A 25,295-nucleotide genomic window follows, 5' to 3' on the forward strand; every position below is an offset into this window, starting at 1 on the left:
CCAATGTTTTCTCTTTTTTGAGTACAGATATGATAAATGAAGGTTTAATGAAATTTGAAGTATAAGGAATTATTTTTTAGTAGAGTAAAAAATTCCCCACTACTGCGCACGACACTCTTTTCAGAAGTAAACCCTAGATCCAAAAAAAATTTTTTGGAATTATATTATTTAATAAAGTTACAGATAGTTGTGAAGCCATATTTTATTTCAATACTATTGCTATATTGTAAAAAAAAATCAGATAACTCTTTTTCAGCCTACTTGCTCACATATTAACCTCTTGTTAGTTTTATAAAACTATGAGCTAAACCCGAATCCAGATTAATTATCTATTATCACGTTTTTAAATAGCCTTTTTTATGTGTATTAATGAAAATGAGTTTAGTCATAAAAATAAAATCTCATTATGATTGCAGATAAGGAAATTAAATTAATAATGGAATTTAAAAAATAAACAAGACAAACAAAAAACAATCTAATTAAATCAGCTTGAAGTATTTTTTTTATTATTAAAATAATAAATTTTATTTGTATATAAATGTAAAATAAAGAAAATTAAAATTATGCTATTGATTTTAAATAAAAAATAAAATTAATAATATGTAAACAAGATGTTTATTTTAAGTTAATTTAAATCTTGCCTTTGCGATGAAAATATTATTTCATAGAAACTCGCTGGCATTCTGCTGATATTAATTTCTTGTATATTAATTTCTATTATCAGATTTATTTCTACAATAATCATTTATTGTGGGATGGGGTTTGGCTGCCAGTTATATAAACAAAAATAACCTTTTTATTATAAGAGGCTTCTGATTATTTATTAAAAATAAATTGGAATGCCCCACTATATGGAAAATAGGCCTATTTCTATGAGAAAAAACAATTCCGTAAAACCTATTGTTTTGTGGGTGACATTATTGTGTGGACTTTTACCTGCTACTGCTGCCATCGCTGATAGCGGGTATCAAGAACAGGGGCAGTTAAATTCACCTGATAGCTGGTTATCAGAAGAGTTTAAACGCCAGTGGGGGTTAACTACTATTGGCGCACATTATGCCTATGCCCGTGGATATACCGGGAAAGGGATCAATGTCGGAGTGCTGGATGAAGCAGTAACCCCTCATGCTGAATTTGCAAATAAACTGAGAAGATTAAGCCCGGAAGATCCGGTCAATTTTGACGAAGATATTTGGACAGATATCATTGAGTTCGGCGCTCATGGTAACCATGTCGCCGGCACTATTGCGGCAAACCGGGACGGTACAGGGATGCATGGAGTTGCATTTGATGCTGGCTTGATCACCGGTAAATATTTACAGAATGACTACAACCGAACAGAAGCGATGATCCAAAGTAATGCCCGGGTTATCAATAACAGTTGGGGGGTTCGACCTCAGATAAGACGGGATATAAACGGCAATCCGATAAGGCGACCAGATGGTACATGGGACTATGTTAAAACCACTCTGGAGGATGTCCGTAAATATGTTAGGGATAATAATCTTAGAGAGAAATTGGATCGTTTAAGCCGATCAGAAATTCCTGAATTAGATGATTATACAACCAGAACAGCGGGCTTATTACGTGCTGCGCGACATGACAAATTAGTTGTTTTTGCAGCAGGAAATGCCAACAACTATAACGTTACCTGGTTGCATGCGGGTATGCCATATTTCTTTCCTGACGTCCTGAAAAACTATCTCAGTGTCGCCAACATAACGCAGGACAAGGAGCTGGCTCTGTCATCAACCAGTTGTGGGTATACCGCCAGCTATTGCTTATCTGCACCGGGCACCAAAATTTACAGTAGTACCGGTAAGTTTGTTTCAAAAACAGGAAAGAAAATAGACGAAGGTGCCCTGAATAGAGGAGAGCTTGAGATTGACTCTTCCTATGATACCTACACTGGTACATCCATGGCGGCACCACATGTCGTCGGAGCTGCAGCTGTCCTGATGCAACGCTTCCCTTATATGACAGCCGCTCAAATTTCTGATGTTCTCAAAACCACAGCAACAGACTTGGGTGAAAAAGGCATCGACAAGCTCTATGGCTGGGGCATGCTCAACCTGAAAGATGCCATTGATGGCCCGAAAATGTTTATCACGAAGGACGATATTCCCGCTGAATTTTATATTGAGGATTCCTATACCGATACGCAGTTTGTCGCCAATATCGTCGGCATGGGGGAAAAAGTAGAAGCAGGCACAACAGTAGAACGTGTCTGCGACAGCATCGAATGTACCTATGACTACTGGAGTCATGATATTTCCGGTCACGGTGGGTTAACCAAAACCGGTAAAGGGATGCTGGAACTGACCGGTAAAAACAGCACCTATAAAGGCCCGACAATCGTTGACCAGGGTCAGTTACAGATCAGTGGTGGTATCACTTCTGAGGTGGCAGTACATAAGGGTGCCACACTGAGTGGAAACGGGACTGTCGGTTCACTCATCGCTAAAAGCGGCTCTTACATTGCCCCCGGTAATGTGGGCCCTATGAATACGGATTTAATCGGCACACTGAAAGTTAACAACGATGTGACTTTCGAGAAAGACTCACATTATCTGGTTGAAGTCGCCAGAAATACTTCTGGGTTGAGTGACCATATTTATGCCGACGGTTTAGCTACATTAAAAGGTGGCGAGGTTGAAGTTAGGTTAGAAAACAGCAGCAACCTGCTTTCAAAACCCGAAGTCCGCAGCCTGCTGGGTCAGCAATACAATATCCTACAGGCCAAAAAAGGCATCAAGGGTCAGTTTACTGCTGTTTTACCTAATTATTCACTTGAGTTACCTGAGTATCTGTTCATTGGCGCTCAATTGAACTATCAGCCGAATAGCGTCATGTTAGATATCAATCGTAACGCCACCCCATTTGCCAGTGTGGCAAAAACCGCCAATGAGCGCGCCATTGCCAATGCGGCGGAGAAATTGCATCTGGGCCATCCGGTTTATGAAAGCATTCTGATGTCGGATACGAAGCCACAGGCAGGCAAAGCCTTCCAGCAATTGTCCTCCGGCCAGATCCACGCTGATATTGCGTCTGCACAAATTAATGGCAGCCGTTACCTTCGCGATACTTTGAATACCCGTCTGCGTCAGGCAGAGGGTGGATTAGCCAGTCAGGATATCAAGGCTGACCAAAACGGGGTCTGGGCGCAGATCACCAGTAACTGGCAACGCACCAACAGTAACGGTGAAGCCAACGGTTATCGCATGTCTAACTACGGCGTATTTTTGGGCGCAGATCGGGAAGTAGCCAATGACCTGCGTTTCGGTATGGCTACCGGTTTCACCCGCTCTTCCCTGCGTGGCGGTGATAATACTTCCGCAGGCAGTGATAACTTCCATCTGGCCTTTTATGGCAGCAAACAGCTGGATGCGCTGGCCTTGCGTACCGGCGTAGCCTATAGCTGGCACCGGTTTGATACCGAGCGTTCAGTGGCCTTCGGTCGTCAATCTGACAATCTGAAAGCTAAATATGGTGCGCAAACCGGGCAGTTATTTGCCGAAGCCGCTTACGGGATCAACCCGGACTGGCTCAATCTGGAGCCTTTCGCCAACCTATCCCATGTTAATTTCCGCAACGATGGCATCAATGAAAAAGGCGGTGCCGCTGCCCTGACCGGTAAAAAACAATCGAAGAATGCCACACTCTCGACATTAGGTTTGCGTGTGAACCAGAACTGGCAAACGCAGGATCAGCTGACGGTCGGCATGTATGGCGAATTAGGCTGGCAACATCAGTTCGGTAATGTCGCACGCGACAGTCAATTGAGTTTCAGCAACAGCGATGTGTCATTTACGGTTAACAGCGTCTCCGCTGCGCGTGATGCGGCAATCATCAAAGCCGGCACTTCCCTGAGTATTAATGAAAATACCCAGTTATCAGTGGGCTACAACGGGGTCTTATCACGTGGTCACAAAGATAACGGCGTTTTCTTAAATGCCAACTGGAAATTCTAGTCAGTAAAAAAAAATCCCACTCACTGCTGGCAGGCAGTGAGTTTTTCTTTATGTATAAATCCATTATATGAAAAACGGACTTACCGCTATGAAAAAAAACAACTCAGTAAAACCTATTGTTTTGTGGATAACATTATTGTGTGGACTTTTACCTGCTACTGTCACCATCGCGGATAACGGGTATCAAGAACAGGGGCAGTTAAATTCACCGAATAGCTGGTTATCAGAAGAGTTTAAACGCCAATGGGGATTATCGGCTATTGGTGCGCATTATGCTTATGCCCGTGGTTATACCGGTAAAGGGATCACTGTCGGGGTGTTGGATCAAGCCGTAACGCCTCATGATGAGTTCGCAAACAAACTGAAAAGATTAAGCCCGGAAGATCAGGTCAATTTTGACGAGCTTTTTAATGGGCTTTTAATTCTGTTCGGCAATCATGGTAACCATGTCGCCGGCACTATTGCGGCAAACCGGGACGGCAAAGAGATGCATGGAGTCGCATTTGATGCCGACTTGGTTACTGCAAAATTTTTAGGCAGCTATCAGAATCGCACAGAAGCGATGATCCAGAGTAACGCCCGGATTATTAACAATAGTTGGGGAGTCCCTCCTGAACGTAATCGGGATGAAAACGGTAGACCGATAAGGCGACCAGATGGTACGTGGGATTATGTGCAAGTTACTATGGACGAAGTCAGAAAACATGGAAGCTCAATTCGAAATACACTGGATCAGTTAAGCCGTTCACCAATCCCTGAAACATTCGACGATAACTCCGCTACAGCAGGTTTATTACGTGCAGCACGCCACGGAAAACTCGTGGTTTTTGCGGCAGGAAATTCCAATAACTATAACATTACCTGGATAGATGCGGGTATGCCGCTTTTCTTTCCTGACGTTCTGAAAAACTATCTCAGTGTCGCCAACATAACGCAAGACAAGGAGCTGGCTCTGTCATCAACCAGCTGTGGATATACCGCCAGCTATTGCTTATCTGCACCCGGTACAGGCATATACAGTAGTACCGGTGAATTTATTTCAAAAACAGGTACTCTCATAAATGAAAAGTATCTGAATGAAGGGAATTTTGACATTGACTCTTCTTATGGTCTCAAGACGGGTACATCTATGGCAGCACCGCACGTTGCCGGAGCCGCCGCTGTCCTGATGCAACGCTTCCCTTATATGACGGCGGGACAAATTTCTGATGTGCTTAAAACTACCGCAACCGTTATTAATAAAGAAGGCAAAAGGATCCATGAACTTTCCGGCTGGGGCATGCTCAACCTGAAAGATGCCATTGAAGGCCCGAAAATGTTTATTACAAAGGACGATATTCCCGCTGAATTTTACATTAAGGATTCCTATACCGATACGCAGTTTGTCGCCAATATCGTCGGCATCGGGGAAAAAGTAGAAGCAGGCACAACGGTAGAACGCGTCTGCGACAGCATTGAATGTACCTACGACTACTGGAGTCATGATATTTCTGGTCACGGCGGGTTAACCAAAACCGGTAAAGGGATGTTGGAACTGACCGGAAAAAACAGCACCTATCAAGGCCCGACAATCGTTGACCAGGGTCAGTTACAGATCAGTGGCGGTATCACTTCTGAGGCGGCAGTACATAAGGGGGCCACACTGAGCGGAAACGGGACTGTTGGTTCACTCATCGCTAAAAGCGGCTCTTACATTGCCCCCGGTAATGTGGGCCCCATGAATACTGATTTAATCGGCACACTGAAAGTTAACAACGATGTGACTTTCGAACCAGGCTCAAATTACCTTGTTGAAGTCGCCAGAAATACCGCTGGGTTGAGTGACCGTATTTATGCTGACGGTTTAGCCAAGTTAAACGGTGGAACGGTACAGGTTTCATTAGAAAACAACAAAAACCTGCTCTCTAAACCCGAAGTCCGCAGCCTGCTGGGTCAGCAATACAATATCCTACAGGCCAAAAAAGGCATCGATGGTCAGTTTACTGCCGCTTCACCTGACTACCTGTTCATTGGGACTAAGTTGAGTTACCAGCCTGATCGCGTCACACTGAATATCAACCGTAACGCCAAAGCGTTCGCCAGTGTAACTAACACCGCCAATGAGCGCGCCATCGCTAATGCGGCGGAGAAATTGCATCTGGGCCATCCGGTTTATGAAAGTATCCTGATGTCGGATACGGCACCACAGGCGGGCAAAGCCTTCCAGCAATTGTCTTCCGGCCAGATCCACGCTGATATCGCGTCTGCACAAATCAATGGCAGCCGTTATCTGCGTGACACCCTGAATACCCGTCTACGTCAGGCTGATACCGGATTGGCAAGTCAGGATATCAAAACTGACCAAAACGGGGTCTGGGCACAGATCACCAGTAACTGGCAACGGACTAACAGTAACAGTGAAGCCAACGGTTATCGCATGTCCAACTACGGCGTATTTCTGGGGGCAGATCGGGAAGTAGCCAATGACCTGCGACTCGGTATGGCTACCGGTTTCACCCGCTCTTCCCTGCGTGGCGGTGATAATACTTCCGCAGGCAGTGACAACTTCCATCTGGCATTTTATGGCAGCAAACAGCTGGATGCGCTGGCCTTGCGTACCGGCGTAGCCTATAGCTGGCACCGGTTTGATACCGAGCGTTCAGTGGCCTTCGGTAGCCAATCTGACAACCTGAAAGCCAAATACGGTGCGCAAACCGGGCAGTTATTTGCGGAAGCGGCTTACGGGATCAACCCGGACTGGCTGAATCTGGAGCCTTTCGCCAATCTGTCCCATGTTAATTTCCGCAACGATGGCATCAATGAAAAAGGCGGTGCCGCTGCCCTGACCGGGAAAAAACAATCGAAGAATGCCACCCTCTCGACATTAGGTTTGCGTGTGAACCAGAACTGGCAGACGCAGGATCAACTGACTGTCGGCATGTATGGTGAATTAGGCTGGCAACATCAGTTCGGTAATGTCGCACGTGACAGTCAATTGAGTTTCAGCAACAGCGATGTGTCATTTACCGTCAACAGTGTCTCCGCTGCGCGTGATGCGGCGGTCATCAAAGCCGGGACTTCTCTGAGCATTAATGAAAATACCAAATTATCAGTGGGATACAACGGTGTCTTATCACGTGGTCACAAAGATAACGGCGTATTCTTCAATGCCAACTGGAAATTCTAGTCAATAAACAATCCCACTCACTGCTGGCAGGCAGTGAGTTTTTCTTTGTGTATAAATCCATTACATGAAAAACAGGCTTATCACTATGAAAAAAAACAACTCAGTAAAACCTATTGTTTTGTGGATAACATTATTGTGTGGGCTTTTACCTGCTACCGTCACCATCGCGGATAACGGGTATCAAGAAAAGGGGCGGCTGAATTCGCCGGATAGCTGGTTATCAGAAGAGTTTAAACGCCAATGGGGATTAACGGCCATTGGTGCACATTACGCCTATGCCCGTGGTTATACCGGAAAAGGGATCACTGTCGGGGTGCTGGATCAAGCCGTAACGCCTCATGCTGAGTTCGCAAATAAGCTTAAGATATTAAGCCCGAAAGATATTGTGAGCTATAAATATGATGAAGATAAATCTGGCAATATCTCTTTCGGCAATCATGGTAATCATGTCGCCGGTACTATTGTCGCAAGCCGGGACGGCAAGGAGATGCATGGAGTCGCATTTGATGCCGACTTGGTTACTGCAAAATTTTTGGGTAATTATCATAATCGCACAGAAGCGATGATCCAAAGTAATGTTCGGGTCATCAATAATAGTTGGGGCGTTAGGCCTGGTTATGAAGTAGATGAACGGGGCAAACCCAAACGCTGGCCGAACGGGACAGTAAAATATAAGCAGGTGACATTAGCTCATGTTATTAACGAAATGGAACCGATTAAAGGAATATTGGATCATTTAAGCCATTCACCAATTCCTGAGATATACGATGATCTCTCTGGTACAGCGGGTTTATTACGTGCAGCACGCCATCATAAATTAGTTGTTCGTTCTGCCGGAAATGCCAACAACTATAACGTTACCTGGATAGATGCAGGCATACCCTTTTTCTTCCCTGACGTTTTGAAAAACTATCTCAGTGTCGCCAACATAACACAGGACAAGGAGCTGGCTCTGTCATCAACCCGTTGTGGATATACCGCCAGCTATTGTTTATCTGCACCGGGCACCCTAGTTTACAGTAGCACCGGTGAATTCGTTCCAAAATCAGGTGGTGCAATAAACGAAGGTGCGCTGAATAGAGGGGAGCTTGAAATTGACTCTTCCTATGGTCTCAAGACGGGGACATCTATGGCAGCGCCTCATGTCGTCGGAGCCGCCGCTGTCCTGATGCAACGTTTCCCTTATATGACGGCGGGACAAATTTCTGATGTCCTCAAAACTACCGCAACCATCATTAATAAAGAAGGCAAAAGGATCCATGAATTTTCCGGCTGGGGCATGCTTAACCTGAAAGATGCCATTGATGGCCCGAAAATGTTTATCACGAAGGACGATATTCCCGCTGAATTTTATATTGAAAATTCCTATACCGATACGCAGTTTGTCGCCAATATCGTCGGAATCGGGGAAAAAGTAGAAGCAGGCACAACGGTAGAACGCGTCTGCGACAGCATTGAATGTACCTACGACTACTGGAGTCATGATATTTCCGGTCACGGTGGGTTAACCAAAACCGGTAAAGGGATGCTGGAACTGACCGGTAAAAATAGCACCTATCAAGGCCCTACCCTAGTTGAACAGGGCCAGTTACAGGTCAGTGGCGGCATCGCTTCTGATGTGACGGTACATAAGGGTGCCGCATTCAGCGGAAATGGTACGGTTGGCTCGCTCATCGCTAAGAGCGGCTCTTATATTGCCCCCGGTAATGTGGGTCCCATGAATACGGATTTAATCGGCACACTGAAAGTTAACAACGATGTGACTTTCGAAGCAGACTCAAATTACCTTGTTGAAGTCGCCAGAAATACCGCTGGGTTGAGTGACCGTCTTTATGCTGACGGTTTAGCTACATTAAAAGGTGGCGAGGTTGAAGTTAGGTTAGAAAACAGCAGCAATTTGCTTTCAAAACCCGAAGTCCGCAGCCTGCTGGGTCAGCAATACAATATCCTACAGGCCAACAAAGGCATCAATGGTCAGTTTACTGCCGCTTCACCTGACTACCTGTTCATTGGCACTCAACTGGACTACCAGCCTGATCGAGTCATGTTAGATATCAATCGTAATGCTACCCCATTTGCCAGTGTGACAAAAACCGCCAATGAGCGCGCCATCGCTAATGCGGCGGAGAAATTGCATCTGGGACATCCGGTTTATGAAAGCATTCTGATGTCGGATACGGCGCCGCAGGCGGGCAAAGCCTTCCAGCAATTGTCTTCAGGCCAAATCCACGCTGATATCGCGTCTGCACAAATCAATGGCAGCCGTTATCTGCGTGATACCCTGAATACCCGTTTACGTCAGGCAGACAGCGGATTGGCCAGTCAGGATATCAAGGCTGACCAAAACGGGGTCTGGGCACAGATCACCAGTAACTGGCAACGGACTAACAGTAACAGTGAAGCCAACGGTTATCGCATGTCCAACTACGGCGTATTTCTGGGTGCAGATCGGGTAGTAGCCAATGACCTGCGACTAGGTATGGCTACCGGTTTCACCCGCTCTTCCCTGCGTGGCGGTGATAATACTTCCGCAGGCAGTGATAACTTCCATCTGGCATTTTATGGCAGCAAACAGCTGGATGCGCTGGCCTTGCGTACCGGCGTAGCTTATAGCTGGCACCGGTTTGATACCGAGCGTTCAGTGGCCTTCGGTCGTCAATCGGACAATCTGAAAGCCAAATACGGTGCGCAAACCGGGCAGTTATTTGCCGAAGCCGCTTACGGGGTCAACCCGGACTGGCTGAATCTGGAGCCTTTCGCCAATCTGTCCCATGTTAATTTCCGCAACGATGGCATCAATGAAAAAGGCGGTGCCGCTGCCCTGACCGGTAAAAAACAATCGAAGAATGCCACACTCTCGACATTAGGTTTGCGTGTGAACCAGAACTGGCAGACGCAGGATCAACTGACTGTCGGCATGTATGGCGAATTAGGCTGGCAACATCAGTTCGGTAATGTCGCACGTGACAGTCAATTGAGTTTCAGCAACAGCGATGTATCATTTACGGTTAACAGCGTCTCCGCTGCGCGAGATGCGGCAGTCATTAAAGCCGGGACTTCTCTGAGCATTAATGAAAATACTCAATTATCAGTGGGATATAACGGTGTCTTATCACGTGGTCACAAAGATAACGGCGTATTCTTAAATGCCAACTGGAAATTCTAGCCAATAAAAATTATTTAAATCAACAAACTCACTGCTGGTGATGGCTGGCAGTGAGTTTTTATTTTTTCTTTCATATCTTCTTTCACAGCAGTACATACATTTAAGAAGAATGCATTTTAGAGGGAGTGAATTTCGGTAAGCTGATTGTGAAAATTAGCTAAAATATTTATCGTTTAAGAACATTCTCAATTCCTGAAAAATAAACTGACCTTATCAATTCTAGGTCTAATATAAATAATATGGATAAAATATCGGATAATGTTTTATCCATTTTTATTTGTGAAAATAATTTCTATTTGATAACTCATGGAAACATTAACCGCATAAACAAAAAAAATAGAAATTAAATCAGTTTGAAGTATTTTTTTATTTTAATAAGAAAAGTTTACATGACAATGCAACATACTGATTAAATTAAACTAATTCCATATGGTCAAAATGAAAAAACCATTAAGATCATAGGCTTTAAGTTAAATTATTCCTTGCTTTTAGCTTTTACTTATTATTTTATAATAGGCCACTGGCAGGAAATTAATATTACTCACAGAGTATTAATCACCATTATCAGAACTACTCCCGAAATGATAGCTCATTTCTATGACAAACTGATGTCGCCAGAAACATATAGTTTTAAATCAGATTTTATTATAAATATTTTTGAGTGATTATTTATCAACCAGTCATTCAAAATAATTCACTATATGAGAAACAGGCTTATTGCTATGAAAAAAAACAATTCCGTAAAACCTATTGTTTTGTGGATATCATTTTTATGTGGACTTTTACCTACTACCGCAACAATGGCTGATAACAGATATCAGGAACAGGGTCAGCTAAATTCACCAGATAGTTGGTTATCGAATGAGTTTAAACACCAGTGGGGATTAACGGCTATTGGGGCGCATTATGCTTATGCTCGTGGTTATACGGGTAAAGGGATTAATGTGGGCGTTCTGGATGAAATGGTAACTCCTCATCCAGAATTTGCAAATAAACTGAGAAGATTAAGCCCGGAAGATACCTTGAACTATGATGTAGACAAAAATTCTGGCAATATCACTTTCGGCGCTCATGGAAATCATGTCTCAGGTATTATTGCGGCAAACCGAGACGGTAAACATATGCATGGAGTCGCATTTGATGCTGGCTTGATTACTGCAAAATTTTTAGATAGTCAATATAACCGTACAGAAGCGATGATCCAAAGTAATGCTCGGATTATCAATAATAGCTGGACAGTTCCTCCAGAGCATGAAAAGGATAAATGGGGTAACCCCATACTCTGGCCGAATGGAACAGTAAAATATGATGAAGTTAGAATAAACGATGTCATTAATCATGTTAATAAATATAAGATTAAAGAAGAACTGGATCGTTTAAGTCGTTCACCAATCCCAGAAACACGCCCAGAAACATTAGACGATATAACTGCTAATATACCTGCTACAGCAGGTTTATTACGTGCTGCACGTCATGGAAAATTAGTTGTTTTTGCTGCGGGAAATACCAACAACTATAATGTCACTTGGTTAGATGCGGGTATGCCATACTTCTTCCCTGACGTATTAAAAAATTATCTTAATGTTACCAACCTAACTCAGGAAAAGGAACTGGCTCTGTCATCAACCATTTGTGGATATACTGCCAGTTATTGTTTATCCGCACCGGGCACAGGCATTTATAGTAGCACAGGTAAGTTCGTTGATGAAATCAACAAAGATGTTCTAAATAAAGACGAGCTTAAAGTTGAAATCGCCCCTTCCTATGATAGCTATGATGGCACATCAATGGCAGCACCGCATGTCGCTGGTGCTGCAGCTGTTCTGATGCAACGCTTCCCTTATATGACTGCAGCTCAAATTTCTGATGTTCTCAAAACCACAGCAACAGACTTGGGTGAAAAAGGAATCGACGCACGCTATGGCTGGGGATTATTGAATCTGAAAGATGCCATTAATGGCCCGAAAATGTTTATCACTAAGGACGATATTCCGGCTGAATTTTATATTCCGGGGTCCTATGAGGATACGCAGTTTGTCGCGAATATCGTCGGTATTGGCGGTGTAGTAGAAAAAGGTACGACGGTAGAACGCACATGTGACAGCATCGAATGTGACTATGACTACTGGAGTAATGATATTTCCGGTCACGGCGGGTTAACCAAAACCGGCAAAGGTATGCTTGAACTGACCGGTAAAAATAGCACCTATAAAGGCCCGACAATAGTAGAACAAGGTCAGTTAAAGATTAGTGGTGGCATCACTTCTGAGGTTACTGTACAGAATGGGGCTTCACTAAGCGGAAACGGTACTACTGGTTCACTCACGTTCGAGGAAAACTCACACTATCTGGTTAATATTGCCAGAAATACCCAAGTGTTAATTGATCGAATTTCAAGCCGTGGTTCAGCGAAGTTAAGAGGTGGCTCGGTACAAGTCTGGTTAGAAAATAATAGCAATCTACTCGCAAAAAAAGAAGTTGGCAGTCTGCTTGAACCACATAATATCTTACAGACAAGCGACGAAGTCACTGGTAAATTTTCGACTGTAACCATAGCACCGAACTATGTGTTCATTGATAATCAGCTGAAGCTTAGTTACCTTCCTGATCGTGTCATGCTGAATATCAACCGTAACGCCACCCCATTTGCCCGTGTGGCGAAAACCGCCAATGAGCGTGCCATCGCCAATGCGGCGGATAAATTACATCAGGGGCATCCGGTTTATGAAAGTATCCTGATGTCGGATACGGCGGCACAGGCAAGCAAAGCATTCCAACAACTGTCTTCCGGCCAAATCCACGCTGATATCGCGTCTGCACAAATCAATGGCAGCCGTTATCTGCGCGATACCCTGAATACCCGTTTACGTCAGGCTGACACCGGATTAGCCAGTCAGGATATCAAGGCTGACCAAAACGGGGTCTGGGCGCAGATCAGCAGTAACTGGCAACGTGCTAATAATAGCAGTGAAGCCAACGGTTATCGCATGTCTAACTACGGCGTATTTCTGGGCGCAGACCGAGAAGTAGCCAATGACCTGCGTTTCGGTATGGCTACCGGTTTCACCCGCTCTTCCCTGCGTGGCGGTGATAATACTTCTGCGGGCAGTGATAACGTCCATCTGGCATTTTATGGCAGCAAACAACTGGATGCGCTGGCCTTGCGCTCAGGTATCGCTTACAGCTGGCACCGGTTTGATACCGAGCGTTCAGTGGCCTTCGGTCATCAATCGGACAACCTGAAAGCCAAATACGGTGCGCAAACCGGTCAGTTATTTGCGGAAGCCGCTTACGGGGTTAATTCAGATTGGCTGAATCTGGAGCCTTTCGCCAACCTGTCCCATGTTAATTTCCGCAATGATGGCATCAATGAACACGGTGGTGCCGCTGCCCTGACCGGTAAAAAACAATCGAAGAATGCCACCCTCTCGACATTAGGTTTACGTGTGAACCAGAACTGGCAGACGCAGGATCAACTGACTGTCGGTATGTATGGTGAATTAGGCTGGCAACATCAGTTCGGTAATGTCGCACGCGACAGTCAATTGAGTTTCAGCAACAGCGATGTGTCATTTACCATTAACAGCGTCTCCGCTGAGCGTGATGCGGCAATCATTAAAGCCGGTACTTCCATGAGCATTAATGAAAATACTCAATTATCTCTTGGGTATAACGGCGTCTTATCAAGCAGCCATAAGGACAATGGTATGTTCTTAAATGCCAACTGGAAATTCTAGTCAATAAAAATTATTAAAAATCAACAAACTCACTGTTAGCGCCAGCTGGCGGTGAGTTTTTCTTTTATTTCTTATTTATTTCTCATTTACCGGATTTGTATACGCAAGGACACAAGACAGTTAAATAGAACTTATTAATGTTAATCCTGATAATAGCCTCCGAGTCATCGACATAACCTAAAGGAGGAAAATTATGACTTATCGTAAAGCTCTATTGGCTAGTTTAATTTCTATCGCAGCGTGCTCAAATGCTTTGGCTAATGAAGCACCATTAATGAAATCTACTGATCCTGGTGCTGATAAATTCAAAACCGTCGGTAAATTTATGGGTGGTTCGCATTGTACCGCAACCCTGATTGCTGGCGAAAATACACCGGCTAAAGATACACCAGCGCTAATCGTAACCGCAGGTCACTGTGTTGAAAATAGCAGCAATACAAATGAGGTCATTGTTGATCAAACAGCATCTGAATACTGGGAGTTTACACCAGATTATTTCATTGATAAAAAAGACAGCCTCTCACCAATAAAGGTTGACCGTATTTTATACTCAACTATGAAATATGAAGATATCGCTGTCTTACAATTGAAAGCAACTTATGGTGATTTAGCTCAAAAAGGCTATCATCCACTGAAGCTGAAGAAAAACCTTGCGATGGAACATCAGCCTATCGTGTTAACCCACATTCCTGTCAATAATGTTGACTATGATTCCACTTATCTTAGGAAATCTGAATGTGATATTACCGGAAAAGCGCCTGTACTCTATGAAAGCTCTATTCCATGGCTGTGGTCCCCGGTTTTCTCTGTTAACTGTGCGGGTGTCGTTGGCGGAACGTCTGGTTCTCCTGTTTTTGAAAAAGGAAAAACAGATGTTATCGGTATCCTAAACACGACTACCGAGCCGGGAATGAATGGTTGCGGAAGTGGCAGACCGTGTACGATTGAAGACAATAAAGGTGTTTCGGCAGAAGGCGCCAGCTATTTTATTCCTGTCGATTCTATTGCTAATGCAATAACCAAAGATAATAAACTGGATCTGTCTAAACTTGAAAATAATAGCGGTAATTTCTTAGAAAGAAGCCAGTTTTGGTCACCTTGGATTACTCAAAGTGTTGTTGATGGTGAGAAAGCGAAATGGGATGTGGTGATTAAAGAAGGTGCTGATGTCAAAAATATCCGCTATAAAGTCGGATTAATCAGTGAAACTGACTGTAAAGATGCAACCGGATATGGCGCTCCAATTTCTGCCAGCCAGAAACCACTGGAAAACCTGCTGGTACCTGAAGGTGAAGGTATCTATAAACTCTGTGCTATTCATCAGAATAGCGCTGGTAAGTGGCAGAACGCAAAAGATGCATCTGTGATGTTGCGGGAAATTGATGATACTCCACCAACCACTAAGCCAACTATTCGTTATGATGACCACGGGACTGGTAATTGGTTTGTAACGATTGAAGCTCAGCCATATGAACTTTCAGGGATGGCACAAGTGAAATACGGCCCTAAAGCAACAACGGATTGTGAAGATAAATCAGGTTATGCTCCTTTATGGAGACCTGTCAATCTGGCTAAATCTGAAGCACCATGGCGTGTTTGTGCATTCAGCCACGATGTAGCAAAAAATGAAAGTCCGATTAGCGTACTTGATCTTGAAGCAGCCTCTGCTAAATAAGTAATAATAACCAACCTCACTGCCGGCAATCGCTGGCAGTGAATCTGAACTCACTCATCTGAATATCTGCGTTACCTAAACTCTCCCCTATCCATCCGTATCTATTTTTCCATACGAAGCACATTAGCTTAAAAATTCATCACTCGTTCACCTTTCCCTACACAATCTATTTTTTACTAAGGAGACTTTAATATGTCACCACGTATGGTATCGCCTGTCGTTTCACCATTTATTTTACTGATATTTTCATGCGCTGTATTTTTCATCGGTACAACAGAATTTATGTTAGCTCCTATACTCCAACCATTAGCTGAGGCATTTAACACAACAACCGATAAAGCTGCTTGGTTGGTATCTGGTTATGCTTTCTCTTATTCACTTATGGCACCCATTTTTGGTTGGTTGTCAGATAGGATAAACCGGCCTAAATTGTTGCTGGCATCTTTATTATTTCTTTCACTGGATGGGCTGCTATTAACTATAGCGCCCAATTTAGGCGTTGCTATTGGACTGCGTATCTTTGGTGGTATCGCAGCGGCTGCATTGATTCCAACAATTTTTGCTTTGATTGCAGAGATTTTTCCCCTTCACAAACAAACTTCAGCAATGGGGATTGTTATGCTCGGCATGACGATAGGAATTGTTACTGGCCCTGTCTTTGCTGGTGTTTTAACTGAGATATTTAATTGGCAGATGCCATTTTTAATAAGTGCGATAGGATGTTTTTTGCTCTGCATTTTAAGCCAAAAACAAGTATTACACCTAAAGTACAATTCACACCAACCTTCAGAAAAAGAAAAAATAAAACTCCAGTCGGTAAAGTTTCAATGGATATTTCAGGGCTATTTAATCCGCCCTCTTATCGCAAAAGGACTTTGGAATGGCACGGCAGTATCTGCTTTTATCTTATCTGGGGAAGTATTGCGGCGTTATTATGATTTAGCAACAGACACTATTGGTATATCTGTATCCGTATTTGGTATCGGACTTGGCATTGGCAATTTATCCATAACTTTTGTGAAGCGTAGAGGTATACGGGATGAATACATACTACTGTTGGCAATAACCTTACTTTTCACATCTTGTACGGTATTTATGCTAATTCCATTATCCCTGTTTTTCAGCCTGAGTTGTCTAATGTTATGGGGTTATGCGCAAGGGCTTGCAGCCCCTGTTAGTACCTCTATTCTGGCGAATCGGGCCAAACAGAATAAAGGCCAGATATTAGCAGTATCAGAAAGCTTCAATAACCTGACAATTTTATTCTTACTCCCTATTGCGACTGTGCAGTTAACTCAACATAGTATTGTCGCTACGATGATCACATTGGGAAGTTGTCTGATTGCGGGAATTGGACTGACATTAAAAGATTTATTAGTGACACCGTCACTTAATTGAGGCCGAAGTTTGAAATTCATTTAGTAAATCCATTAATGAAGGAAACTCAAATGGCAATTGATTTTAATGCAAAAGAGAACCGGCATACTTATCTTGGACGCGATGCACAACAGGAATGGTACGATATAATTCATAGTTTGACTGAGCCTAAAGGTAAAGATATCGCAGATATTGGCTGTGGCGGCGGGATTTACTCTCGGGCATGGGCTAATTTAGGAGCAAAGAGCGTCACTTGTGTTGATTTTTCAGATCAAATGTTGGCTGATGCGGCTGAGAATACTCAGGAGTTGAAAAATATCACCCTCAAAAAAGGAAATGCTCTCCATACCGGCCTTCCCGCAAACAGTCAGGATATTATATTCGAGCGTGCACTTATTCATCATATCAGCGAAGAAGACAGAGTAATTTGTTTTGGCGAAGCCAATCGTTTATTGCGATCAGGGGGTATGTATATTTTACAGGATCGAACTGTTCAGGATATTAACCTGCCCGGCTCACCTGAACACATTCGTGGTTATATTTTTGAAGTTTATCCACATTTACGCGACTTTGAAAACCAGCGGAGACCTGATACCGACAATGTGATTAATGGGTTTAAGGAAGTCGGATTTAGGCATGTAAACACGCTTTCTTTTTTAGAAAAACGCACTACGTATAATAATTTTTCACAATTAGCGAACGATTTTCGATTACGAAAAGGACGTTCTATTTTGCATGAACTGAGTGATAAAGAAATAGCTTACCTTATTGATTATATAGAGAACTCCCTTCCCTCTTTAACCAATATTGTTGAAAATGATTATTGGACTATTTGGACCGGAATTAAATAAATAACATATATATGTTACTAAAAACTCAGTCTCGACTTTGTCAATTAAACGATTTCGTCACTAATCAAAAAGATAAAGCGAGACTGAGGTAAGTTTTATTAATTAAGTGGTTTTGGCACAACGGCGTGTATCAGATACACCACACATTTTGGGACTGGCTAAAGGTGAGGATGAAGAAATGACTTCTTGATTGGTTTTAACCGGATCGATAAATAATTTATTAATATCATCTAGTTTTAAATTAGATAGGTGACTGTTATTAATTCCTTGGTAGTTTTCTGGGATTGTTGTTGTTGTGGGAAAAATAAGTTTATCAGGATATAAACGACCGCTCCAAAATTCATCACCTTTTTCTAATGGCCTAGTCATTCTCTGATCTATTAACTCAGAAATCTTTGCATCATATGGAAACCGCAGGCTATTTTCGGCTGCTGGATAATCATGTTTCACCATCCAGTTGACAATATTTTCCTGACGTTCCATTAAAGTAATATCTTTAAAAAAACCAGTTAGCACAATAGGAACAGTAATACCTCCAGCATTTCGATACTGTTCAATAAATTCAAGCCGTTTCTTTAATTGCTCATTTGTATCCAGTGCACTCACCGAAACTCTCATTTCTGCTCTGACAGCGACTAAGCGCTGCATAATATTATCGTGAATACTCCTGAAAGCCTTAGTAATAAAAATCATCAGTAAATTAGCATCTCTAGCCAGTTCAGCAATGCGGGTTGAAAGGGACCAGTTCCACGAAGGATCGCTATTCCATCCACAGCGGATATATTTCTGTGTATCAGGAAGTGAACGTAAATCAGAATTAAAAATATCTTCGTCTAAATAGTTATCTACTCTCTTACCAAAATCAATGCCATTTCTCCAACTGGAGATAGCAGCAAAACACATTCCATAACAAGCCATATTTTCTGGTAAACAACCAGTTACAACATCAGAAGTTAAACTATCGAACGGTAAACCTCCTGTAATACCAGCCCTAATCAGCATTGCTTTTGCAGGTTTAAGAACAGCATTTTGAGTGTACCCTCTGTTGCTATCTTTAACCAGCTGCTTAATGAAACTTTCATTTTCTTTCTTAATATACATAACTATTTTCCTCGATTTTTCTACCAGGTATTTTGGGCTGGTAGCACTCATCGGGATAAATTTTTAATGCCTTAATAAACCTATCACCATTAAAACATTCACGGCGATGTAATAGTTGGCTGTTGTCATATAAAATAAGGTCTCCCTCTGACCATATATGTGAATAAATATTTTCAGCAGATAAAATCCTTTCTAGAACAGTTTGTTTTATTTTTCCCGATTGAGGTAATTTTTCACTATTATCAATAAATTCAATGGTATTTTCACTTACGTATATATACTCCCTTTCTGTCTTCTCGTTTTTAATTATTACAGGATGCGCTACTGTAATATGAGGAGCATTATCATGAGAAGCTGCGGGTTGTCTGGTTGACCAAAGTTTATTTAATACTGAAACTTCATCAGTAGAAAAACCCAGATAATCAATAGATGTTGATGCAAAAGAGGTATTACCACCATTACATTTTGTAACAACACCATAAAGAATGCTGACAGAAGCAGGATTAACCCGAAATTCTTGATCAGAATGCCAGTAATCAGTATCACTACCTGAGAAACCTAATGGACTTCCACTCTTATCATTCAGGTTTGTTAGATAAGCAATATGTTTTCTATGATCAGATAAAGAAATTTTTCTGGCTGGCTGTTCTAATTTCCCATTTCCTATTTCGCGAGCTAAATTAACAAGTGATTCATCATCCATCCTTTGATTATTAAAAATTAGCAAACCAAAAATAGAAAGGTATTCTTTTATTTTTCTATAATCTCTGGAAGATAATTTAGAAATATCATCACAATAAACATACGCACCATAATGCTTTTTAATGGGCTTTATTCCTAATGTCATATAATAATCTCATGCTATATTAGTGAATATAAAATCAGATAACCAATTAGATAATCACATTAATTAAAAAAAACCAAGGTTAAATAACAATAACCCAGTTTATGACAATAACCCCTATTCTAACAATTCAGATAACGTGCTTTTAATTTAAGCCTTCAAATTTAACGTTCAATAAAAACAATTTATTTTTTTGATGTTCGTCACAAAAAATAAAAAATAATCTTTAATAAAAACAAATAATTAGGTAATTGAATGAAAAGATTAAATATTAATTTTTATATGAAATATTACTCAACACGCTAAGTTTTCGGCTTTTTTAATACACATATTGCATCTTTCTAAGTTAACTTATTGCTTTTAAATGGTTATTATTATTTTTCTTAATTTTGTTTTTTTATGAAAAAACCAATCTTATTTGTTAACATTTTGTTAAATAACAGAAAATTAATTTTTGAAATAAATTCTAATAAAATTAAGTGATTAAATTTAATTAATATACATAAATTGGATGTAGTTATATGATTTATATACTTAATTTTTTTGTTATTAATATATAAAAATTTATTAGCATAAAGTAATAATCATTATTACCCTGTCAATATCGTGTTAAAAAATATTTAACAAGAACAGCTATCTGGATCACAATAATTTAGCACAATAAATAAAAACCAGAATTAGTGGTTATTTTGTACCAAAGACTCAATACTGGTTTTTTTTTGATTTTTATGATTAAAAATCAATATATTAAATTATGAAAAAGTAAGGTTTTAATAGTGAAATAGCAGTATATTTCAGTGATATAACAAATCTATCGAACTATTTCTAACTGACAAAGGATATATACACAATGGATTTCAAGTTGCCCCTTTGTTGGCTCTGCTCACATATCCTGTCATAGAAGACCCGACTTTGACCGGGCCAACTGAGTTTGCAGTGTCCTCACTTCTGAGATACAACTTGAAATTTTACTGGGTATATTCTCTTCGCGTATCAGCTAAGAAATGAAATGTTGAAATCTGATTTTTGATATAATGATTTTTCTTGTTCATCAACAAGCTGAATTAATTTTTTCACAAAAATGGATTTTAATTGCTCCCAATATTCTTCGAAGTGTTCCTGATCACGTAAACAATGTGTCATTACTGCTGCCCGTAATACATATATATGATGTATTTTTTCCCATTCGCTCTGGCTAAAACCACATTGTTCAGCATAATGCTGGGGAGTATCTCCGTAATCTTTATAACCCAACATTGTCGATGATGTGATGAAATCGTTGGTATAAGCACGCTCGGTGGAATATGAACAGAGTTCATAGATCCGTTTGTTGAGAGCATTGTGATTCATCAGGCTATTATTTCCGATTTCCTTAAAAGAAAAGTTAATCATATGAAAATCAGGAGATGGCATGATATGTGTTTCAAATTGGTATTTTCCAACCTTTATCGGTTGCATACTCTTTATGTTATTTAATAGCCAATTTGCTGTGACGATCCCTGCTGCGATGACTTTGCCATATCCACTGATATTCAGAGGCAATAGCCTATGAGCTGCCCATAATGCAGCGGCCGTCGCCCCTGATTTTGAGCCTTCCATAATGGAAGAACCTAATATATTCCTATTATTGTTTGATAAGTTATTGACTGATGGATCGCTTTGAGGGGAACCATCCTGAAAAACATAAGCTGCACGAGAGGAAATCAAGTCAAGAATTCGCTTGTCCTTCATACAGATAGCCCCTGCAGAATATTGGATGAAACCTATTTTATGGGGATCAATGGTAATTGAATCAACATGTCTCAATGCTTTGAAACTCCGGTAGACTGCCGGTTTAGGCCAAATAATATTTTCAGGCGTCAGACCAAGTTCCTGATGCTTCTTAACCAACTCATCATATTCCATAAATTTCCCCTGCTCATCCAGCAGCAAAGAGCAGGCATATCCGGCATAGGCAGCATCAACATGAATATAAAATGATGCGCCATAACGTTCTTCACACTCTTTTCTTAACGTAATGACTTCATCAATACAATCAATAGCACCGACTTCTGTTGTCCCTACCATTGCAATCATAGCTAAAATGGCTTCTCCTTTCTCAATAAGGGAAAGTGTAATTTCGCGCATTTTGGCAACATCAGTCTGATACTCTGCATTCACAGGTAGAGGAATAATATTCTCCTGACCGATACCAAAGATATCCGCTGCTTTGACCCAGGAATAATGTTTCGATTGTGGAACAAGTAGCTTACCTATAACTTCCGGTTTAACTCCTGAACCACGGCACGTCAGATCACGGACTTCATTAAATATCCCCTGTTCTTTTAACTCACTGATCAAATCAAGCACTTCTGTCGTGGGCATATTCATTAACTGTTTTGGAGATTTGTGACTGAGCAAATTTTTAGTTTCAGGATGTTGAGAAATAGCAAAAGGTAGTGTTTTCAAATTTCTGGCAACCCAAAGTCCTTCGTAGTTTGCGACTGTACCGCCTGAAGTAATATGCCCCCAGGCTCGTTGTGGATCGTAGCCAAACATGCGGCAGAGATCTAAACCTGATTCGATCTCAAGTTCAGTGGTTGTTGGTGATACTTCATAAGAACAATTATTCGGGTTGTACATCATCGCCATGACATAAGCGAGGTTAGAAACCATCAGAGTATCAGCGTTGATATGACCAAGGTAACGGGGAGAAAAGAAAGGGATAGAGGAATTTTTTAGTTTTGCTGACAACTGATTAAGTATCCCTTCAGTTCGATACAGTGTTTCTCTGTAGTTATGCTCATAGCGATCAACAGATGTTACTAATGCCGCGTCTTCAGGGTGAAACCCCGAACGCCAGTGCATGTGTTCACTGACTGCATAATCTATCATTTCTTTGAAGAACACAGCATTCTCTGACTTTGGGCCTAAAAACAGAGCATCAATATTTAAGTTAGGATTAAATAGCTTAGGCATAATTACAATATCCTCACTGATTATTATTTTTTGTTATTTATTAAACATTCATTATATGAATCAAACTATGGATACAGATATAAAACATACGAGCGAAAACTTTAATAAGAAATTAACAAATACTTTGAATTTGTGCACGGGAACAAAGAAATGAATGAAAAAAGAGATCAGTAGCTGAAATTATCTACTTATATGACTTTATGGATAAAAGGTGTATTTCTGCACATAAAAATAAGTATTGGTGTTACATTTTTTATTGTGCAGAATGGAATAAATGGAGGGTATGCACTCATTAATTGAGTAATAATTAGACGTTACTCATTGCAAAGAAGATATATTGGTTAATTATTTCAGCCACCAGCATGATCATTGTTCCTGATAAGATGGGACAACTTGTGCGAATGAGTGTTTTATTTCTGCTTTTCCACAATGTATAGGCCCATATTGTCATGGCAAGAATATATAAACACCAAGTTATCATCCTGAATCCAAATGCGCTTTTCAGGTTAATTTCGGGTTGGTGAGGAAAAATGATATTTTCAGTTTCACCATCAGTGACTGCCTCTACTAGCCACCCCATGTATGCCGGCTGTTCAATTAAGCGCGTCGTCACACTGATAAAGACAATGATTAGTGCTGCCATGAGCAATTTAGTCGGAATTTTTTCCCGCATGAACTGCCTGCCAGACTGACCAATAAGTGATAGTGACAGTGCCGGCCCCAGAGTAAAGACTGCACCATAAAACAGAAAATAAGTATTAACATTTGTCCAGGTAATTATGTCACTATTAGAATAAATATTGACCATGTAGTGAATATCAACTAATCCAATAACGCTAATTCCCGCCATAATATATGCATGGCTCTGCTTGGTAAGCAGGACAAAGAACGTATATAAACTCAGAGTAATAAAATAGATAGCAGCCAGTGCTGTTTCTGTATTTATCCACTCCTGCATTATGTTATGTAATTGTAATAACTGATATACGCTGAATGGGTATCCTATGATATCCAAAGAAGAGATCAGCCCTATTCCGGCTAGAATACTGCTGATGACTAAAATTCTGCGAACAGGTACAGCTTCTGGTTTCTGCCCCGTCCCTGCTTTGCGATTAAAAAAATGAGTATAAAGTGCACTCATCAATACCAGACCAATAGAACTTTGCACTATCATTGTAAATGCAATCAACAGCCATTCACTCATGCTAATCCATCCATTTATTTGTAAAACCACCGTTATTACAACGTATTATATCTAATGGATTTCAAGATGCATCGCGGCTAAAAAAGAGTGTTCCGGGGGCATAGTCAACAATTTGATTGAGTTCAGCCAACAAAATAGCAACTTGAAAGACCAATGGTATATATTATTAATGTAATTTACGTTTAATTGAAATGTTATATCGAGTATGCAAGATTTTACGCAAGTTATGCATGAATCGCAGCAAAATTTCATTTTTTTCTTCTTCGATAATAACTGTGAGTGATTAACATAAAAAGCAAGCTCTTATCAGAGCAACCGAAATATGTTAAATTGACAGGCATCAATAATTTCTAACGAGCGCTTCCTATGGTCCCGGAAAAACGTATTATCAGGCGAATTCAATCAGGTGGTTGTGCAATCCACTGTCAGGATTGCAGTATTAACCAACTATGCATTCCTTTCACTTTAAACGAACATGAACTCGATCAGCTTGATAATATTATTGAGCGTAAAAAACCAATCCAAAAAGGGCAAACACTTTTTAAAGCTGGTGATGCACTAAAATCGCTTTACGCTATCCGTTCTGGGACTATTAAAAGCTACACTATCACCGAAGAAGGTGACGAACAGATCACAGGGTTTCATCTTGCTGGTGATTTAGTCGGGTTCGATGCCATTATAAATACAGAACACCCCAGCTTTGCTCAGGCTCTGGAAACTTCAATGGTATGTGAAATCCCGTTTGAGACACTGGATGATCTTTCTGGAAAAATGCCAAATCTTCGCCAACAGATGATGCGTTTGATGAGTGGTGAAATCAAAGGTGATCAGGAAATGATCCTGTTGCTATCCAAAAAGAACGCAGAAGAAAGACTGGCTGCATTTGTTTATAATTTATCCCGTCGTTTTGCTCAACGCGGTTTTTCTCCCCGCGAATTCCGTCTGACCATGACCCGCGGTGATATTGGTAATTATCTCGGTTTGACCGTTGAAACAATCAGCCGTCTGCTTGGACGATTCCAGAAAAATGGTATTTTAAGCGTTAAAGGTAAGTATATCGCTGTCGAAAATATGGAAAAATTGACTGAACTTGCAGGCAAAGCCCATACAAATGTAACGTAGCGTTGTTTTAAAATTTAAGCCAGATCACTATATTTTACTGATCTGGCTGCCCTATCCCCTGTTATAGTTGTCTATAGTTTATCTTCCGTACAAAAATTACATCCAGCCTCTGCGAGGGATTAA

12 protein-coding genes are annotated in these 25,295 nt (G+C 41.1%); 8 read left to right on the forward strand and 4 right to left on the reverse strand.

The window, feature by feature from the left end:
- Positions 1 to 872: 872 nt before the first annotated feature.
- The 7 genes from Xsto_RS00880 (at position 873) to Xsto_RS00910 (ending at position 17,943) form a co-directional block, all read left to right on the forward strand.
- Positions 873 to 3,971 (forward strand): autotransporter serine protease, encoded by a 3,099-nt coding sequence (locus tag Xsto_RS00880; RefSeq protein WP_099123813.1) that lies wholly within the window; start codon positions 873 to 875, stop codon positions 3,969 to 3,971.
- Positions 3,972 to 4,059: 88 nt separating this feature from the next.
- Positions 4,060 to 7,137: an autotransporter domain-containing protein gene (locus Xsto_RS00885; protein ID WP_099123866.1), complete on the forward strand. Its 3,078-nt coding sequence runs from the start codon at positions 4,060 to 4,062 to the stop codon at positions 7,135 to 7,137.
- An 85-nt stretch (positions 7,138 to 7,222) separates the two neighbouring features.
- A complete protein-coding gene (locus tag Xsto_RS00890) occupies positions 7,223 to 10,303 on the forward strand; it encodes an autotransporter serine protease (protein ID WP_099123814.1) in 3,081 nt (1,026 codons plus the stop codon).
- 722 nt (positions 10,304 to 11,025) lie between these two features.
- Complete coding sequence (locus Xsto_RS00895) at positions 11,026 to 14,040, forward strand: autotransporter serine protease (RefSeq protein WP_099123815.1); 3,015 nt, start codon at positions 11,026 to 11,028, stop codon at positions 14,038 to 14,040.
- Positions 14,041 to 14,233: 193 nt separating this feature from the next.
- A complete protein-coding gene (locus tag Xsto_RS00900) occupies positions 14,234 to 15,715 on the forward strand; it encodes a trypsin-like serine peptidase (protein ID WP_099123816.1) in 1,482 nt (493 codons plus the stop codon).
- Between the two features lie 192 nt (positions 15,716 to 15,907).
- Entirely contained in the window at positions 15,908 to 17,113 is a 1,206-nt protein-coding gene (locus tag Xsto_RS00905; RefSeq protein ID WP_099123817.1) for an MFS transporter, read from the forward strand.
- A 50-nt stretch (positions 17,114 to 17,163) separates the two neighbouring features.
- Positions 17,164 to 17,943 (forward strand): class I SAM-dependent methyltransferase, encoded by a 780-nt coding sequence (locus tag Xsto_RS00910; RefSeq protein ID WP_169926569.1) that lies wholly within the window; start codon positions 17,164 to 17,166, stop codon positions 17,941 to 17,943.
- Positions 17,944 to 18,045: 102 nt separating this feature from the next.
- Here Xsto_RS00910 and Xsto_RS00915 read toward each other — a convergent pair whose 3' ends face one another.
- The 4 genes from Xsto_RS00915 to Xsto_RS00930 all read right to left on the reverse strand — a co-directional run bounded on the left by Xsto_RS00915 (position 18,046) and on the right by Xsto_RS00930 (position 24,050).
- Complete coding sequence (locus Xsto_RS00915; protein WP_099123818.1) at positions 18,046 to 19,044, reverse strand: hypothetical protein; 999 nt, start codon at positions 19,042 to 19,044, stop codon at positions 18,046 to 18,048.
- Complete coding sequence (locus tag Xsto_RS00920; protein WP_099111637.1) at positions 19,034 to 19,891, reverse strand: TauD/TfdA dioxygenase family protein; 858 nt, start codon at positions 19,889 to 19,891, stop codon at positions 19,034 to 19,036. The genes Xsto_RS00915 and Xsto_RS00920 overlap by 11 nt, the downstream gene beginning before the upstream one ends.
- A 990-nt stretch (positions 19,892 to 20,881) precedes the next feature.
- The gene (locus Xsto_RS00925; protein WP_099123819.1) at positions 20,882 to 22,846 is read right to left on the reverse strand and encodes a pyridoxal phosphate-dependent decarboxylase family protein; all 1,965 of its coding nucleotides are present in this window, start codon (positions 22,844 to 22,846) and stop codon (positions 20,882 to 20,884) included.
- 307 nt (positions 22,847 to 23,153) lie between these two features.
- Complete coding sequence (locus Xsto_RS00930) at positions 23,154 to 24,050, reverse strand: dimethyl sulfoxide reductase anchor subunit family protein (RefSeq protein WP_099123820.1); 897 nt, start codon at positions 24,048 to 24,050, stop codon at positions 23,154 to 23,156.
- Between the two features lie 366 nt (positions 24,051 to 24,416).
- Here Xsto_RS00930 and Xsto_RS00940 point away from each other — a divergent pair, with 366 nt between their 5' ends.
- The gene (locus Xsto_RS00940; protein WP_099111633.1) at positions 24,417 to 25,172 is read left to right on the forward strand and encodes a fumarate/nitrate reduction transcriptional regulator Fnr; all 756 of its coding nucleotides are present in this window, start codon (positions 24,417 to 24,419) and stop codon (positions 25,170 to 25,172) included.
- Positions 25,173 to 25,295 lie beyond the last annotated feature (123 nt).

The sequence above is a fragment of the Xenorhabdus stockiae genome, from assembly GCF_002632825.1.
Lineage (GTDB): Bacteria > Pseudomonadota > Gammaproteobacteria > Enterobacterales > Enterobacteriaceae > Xenorhabdus > Xenorhabdus stockiae.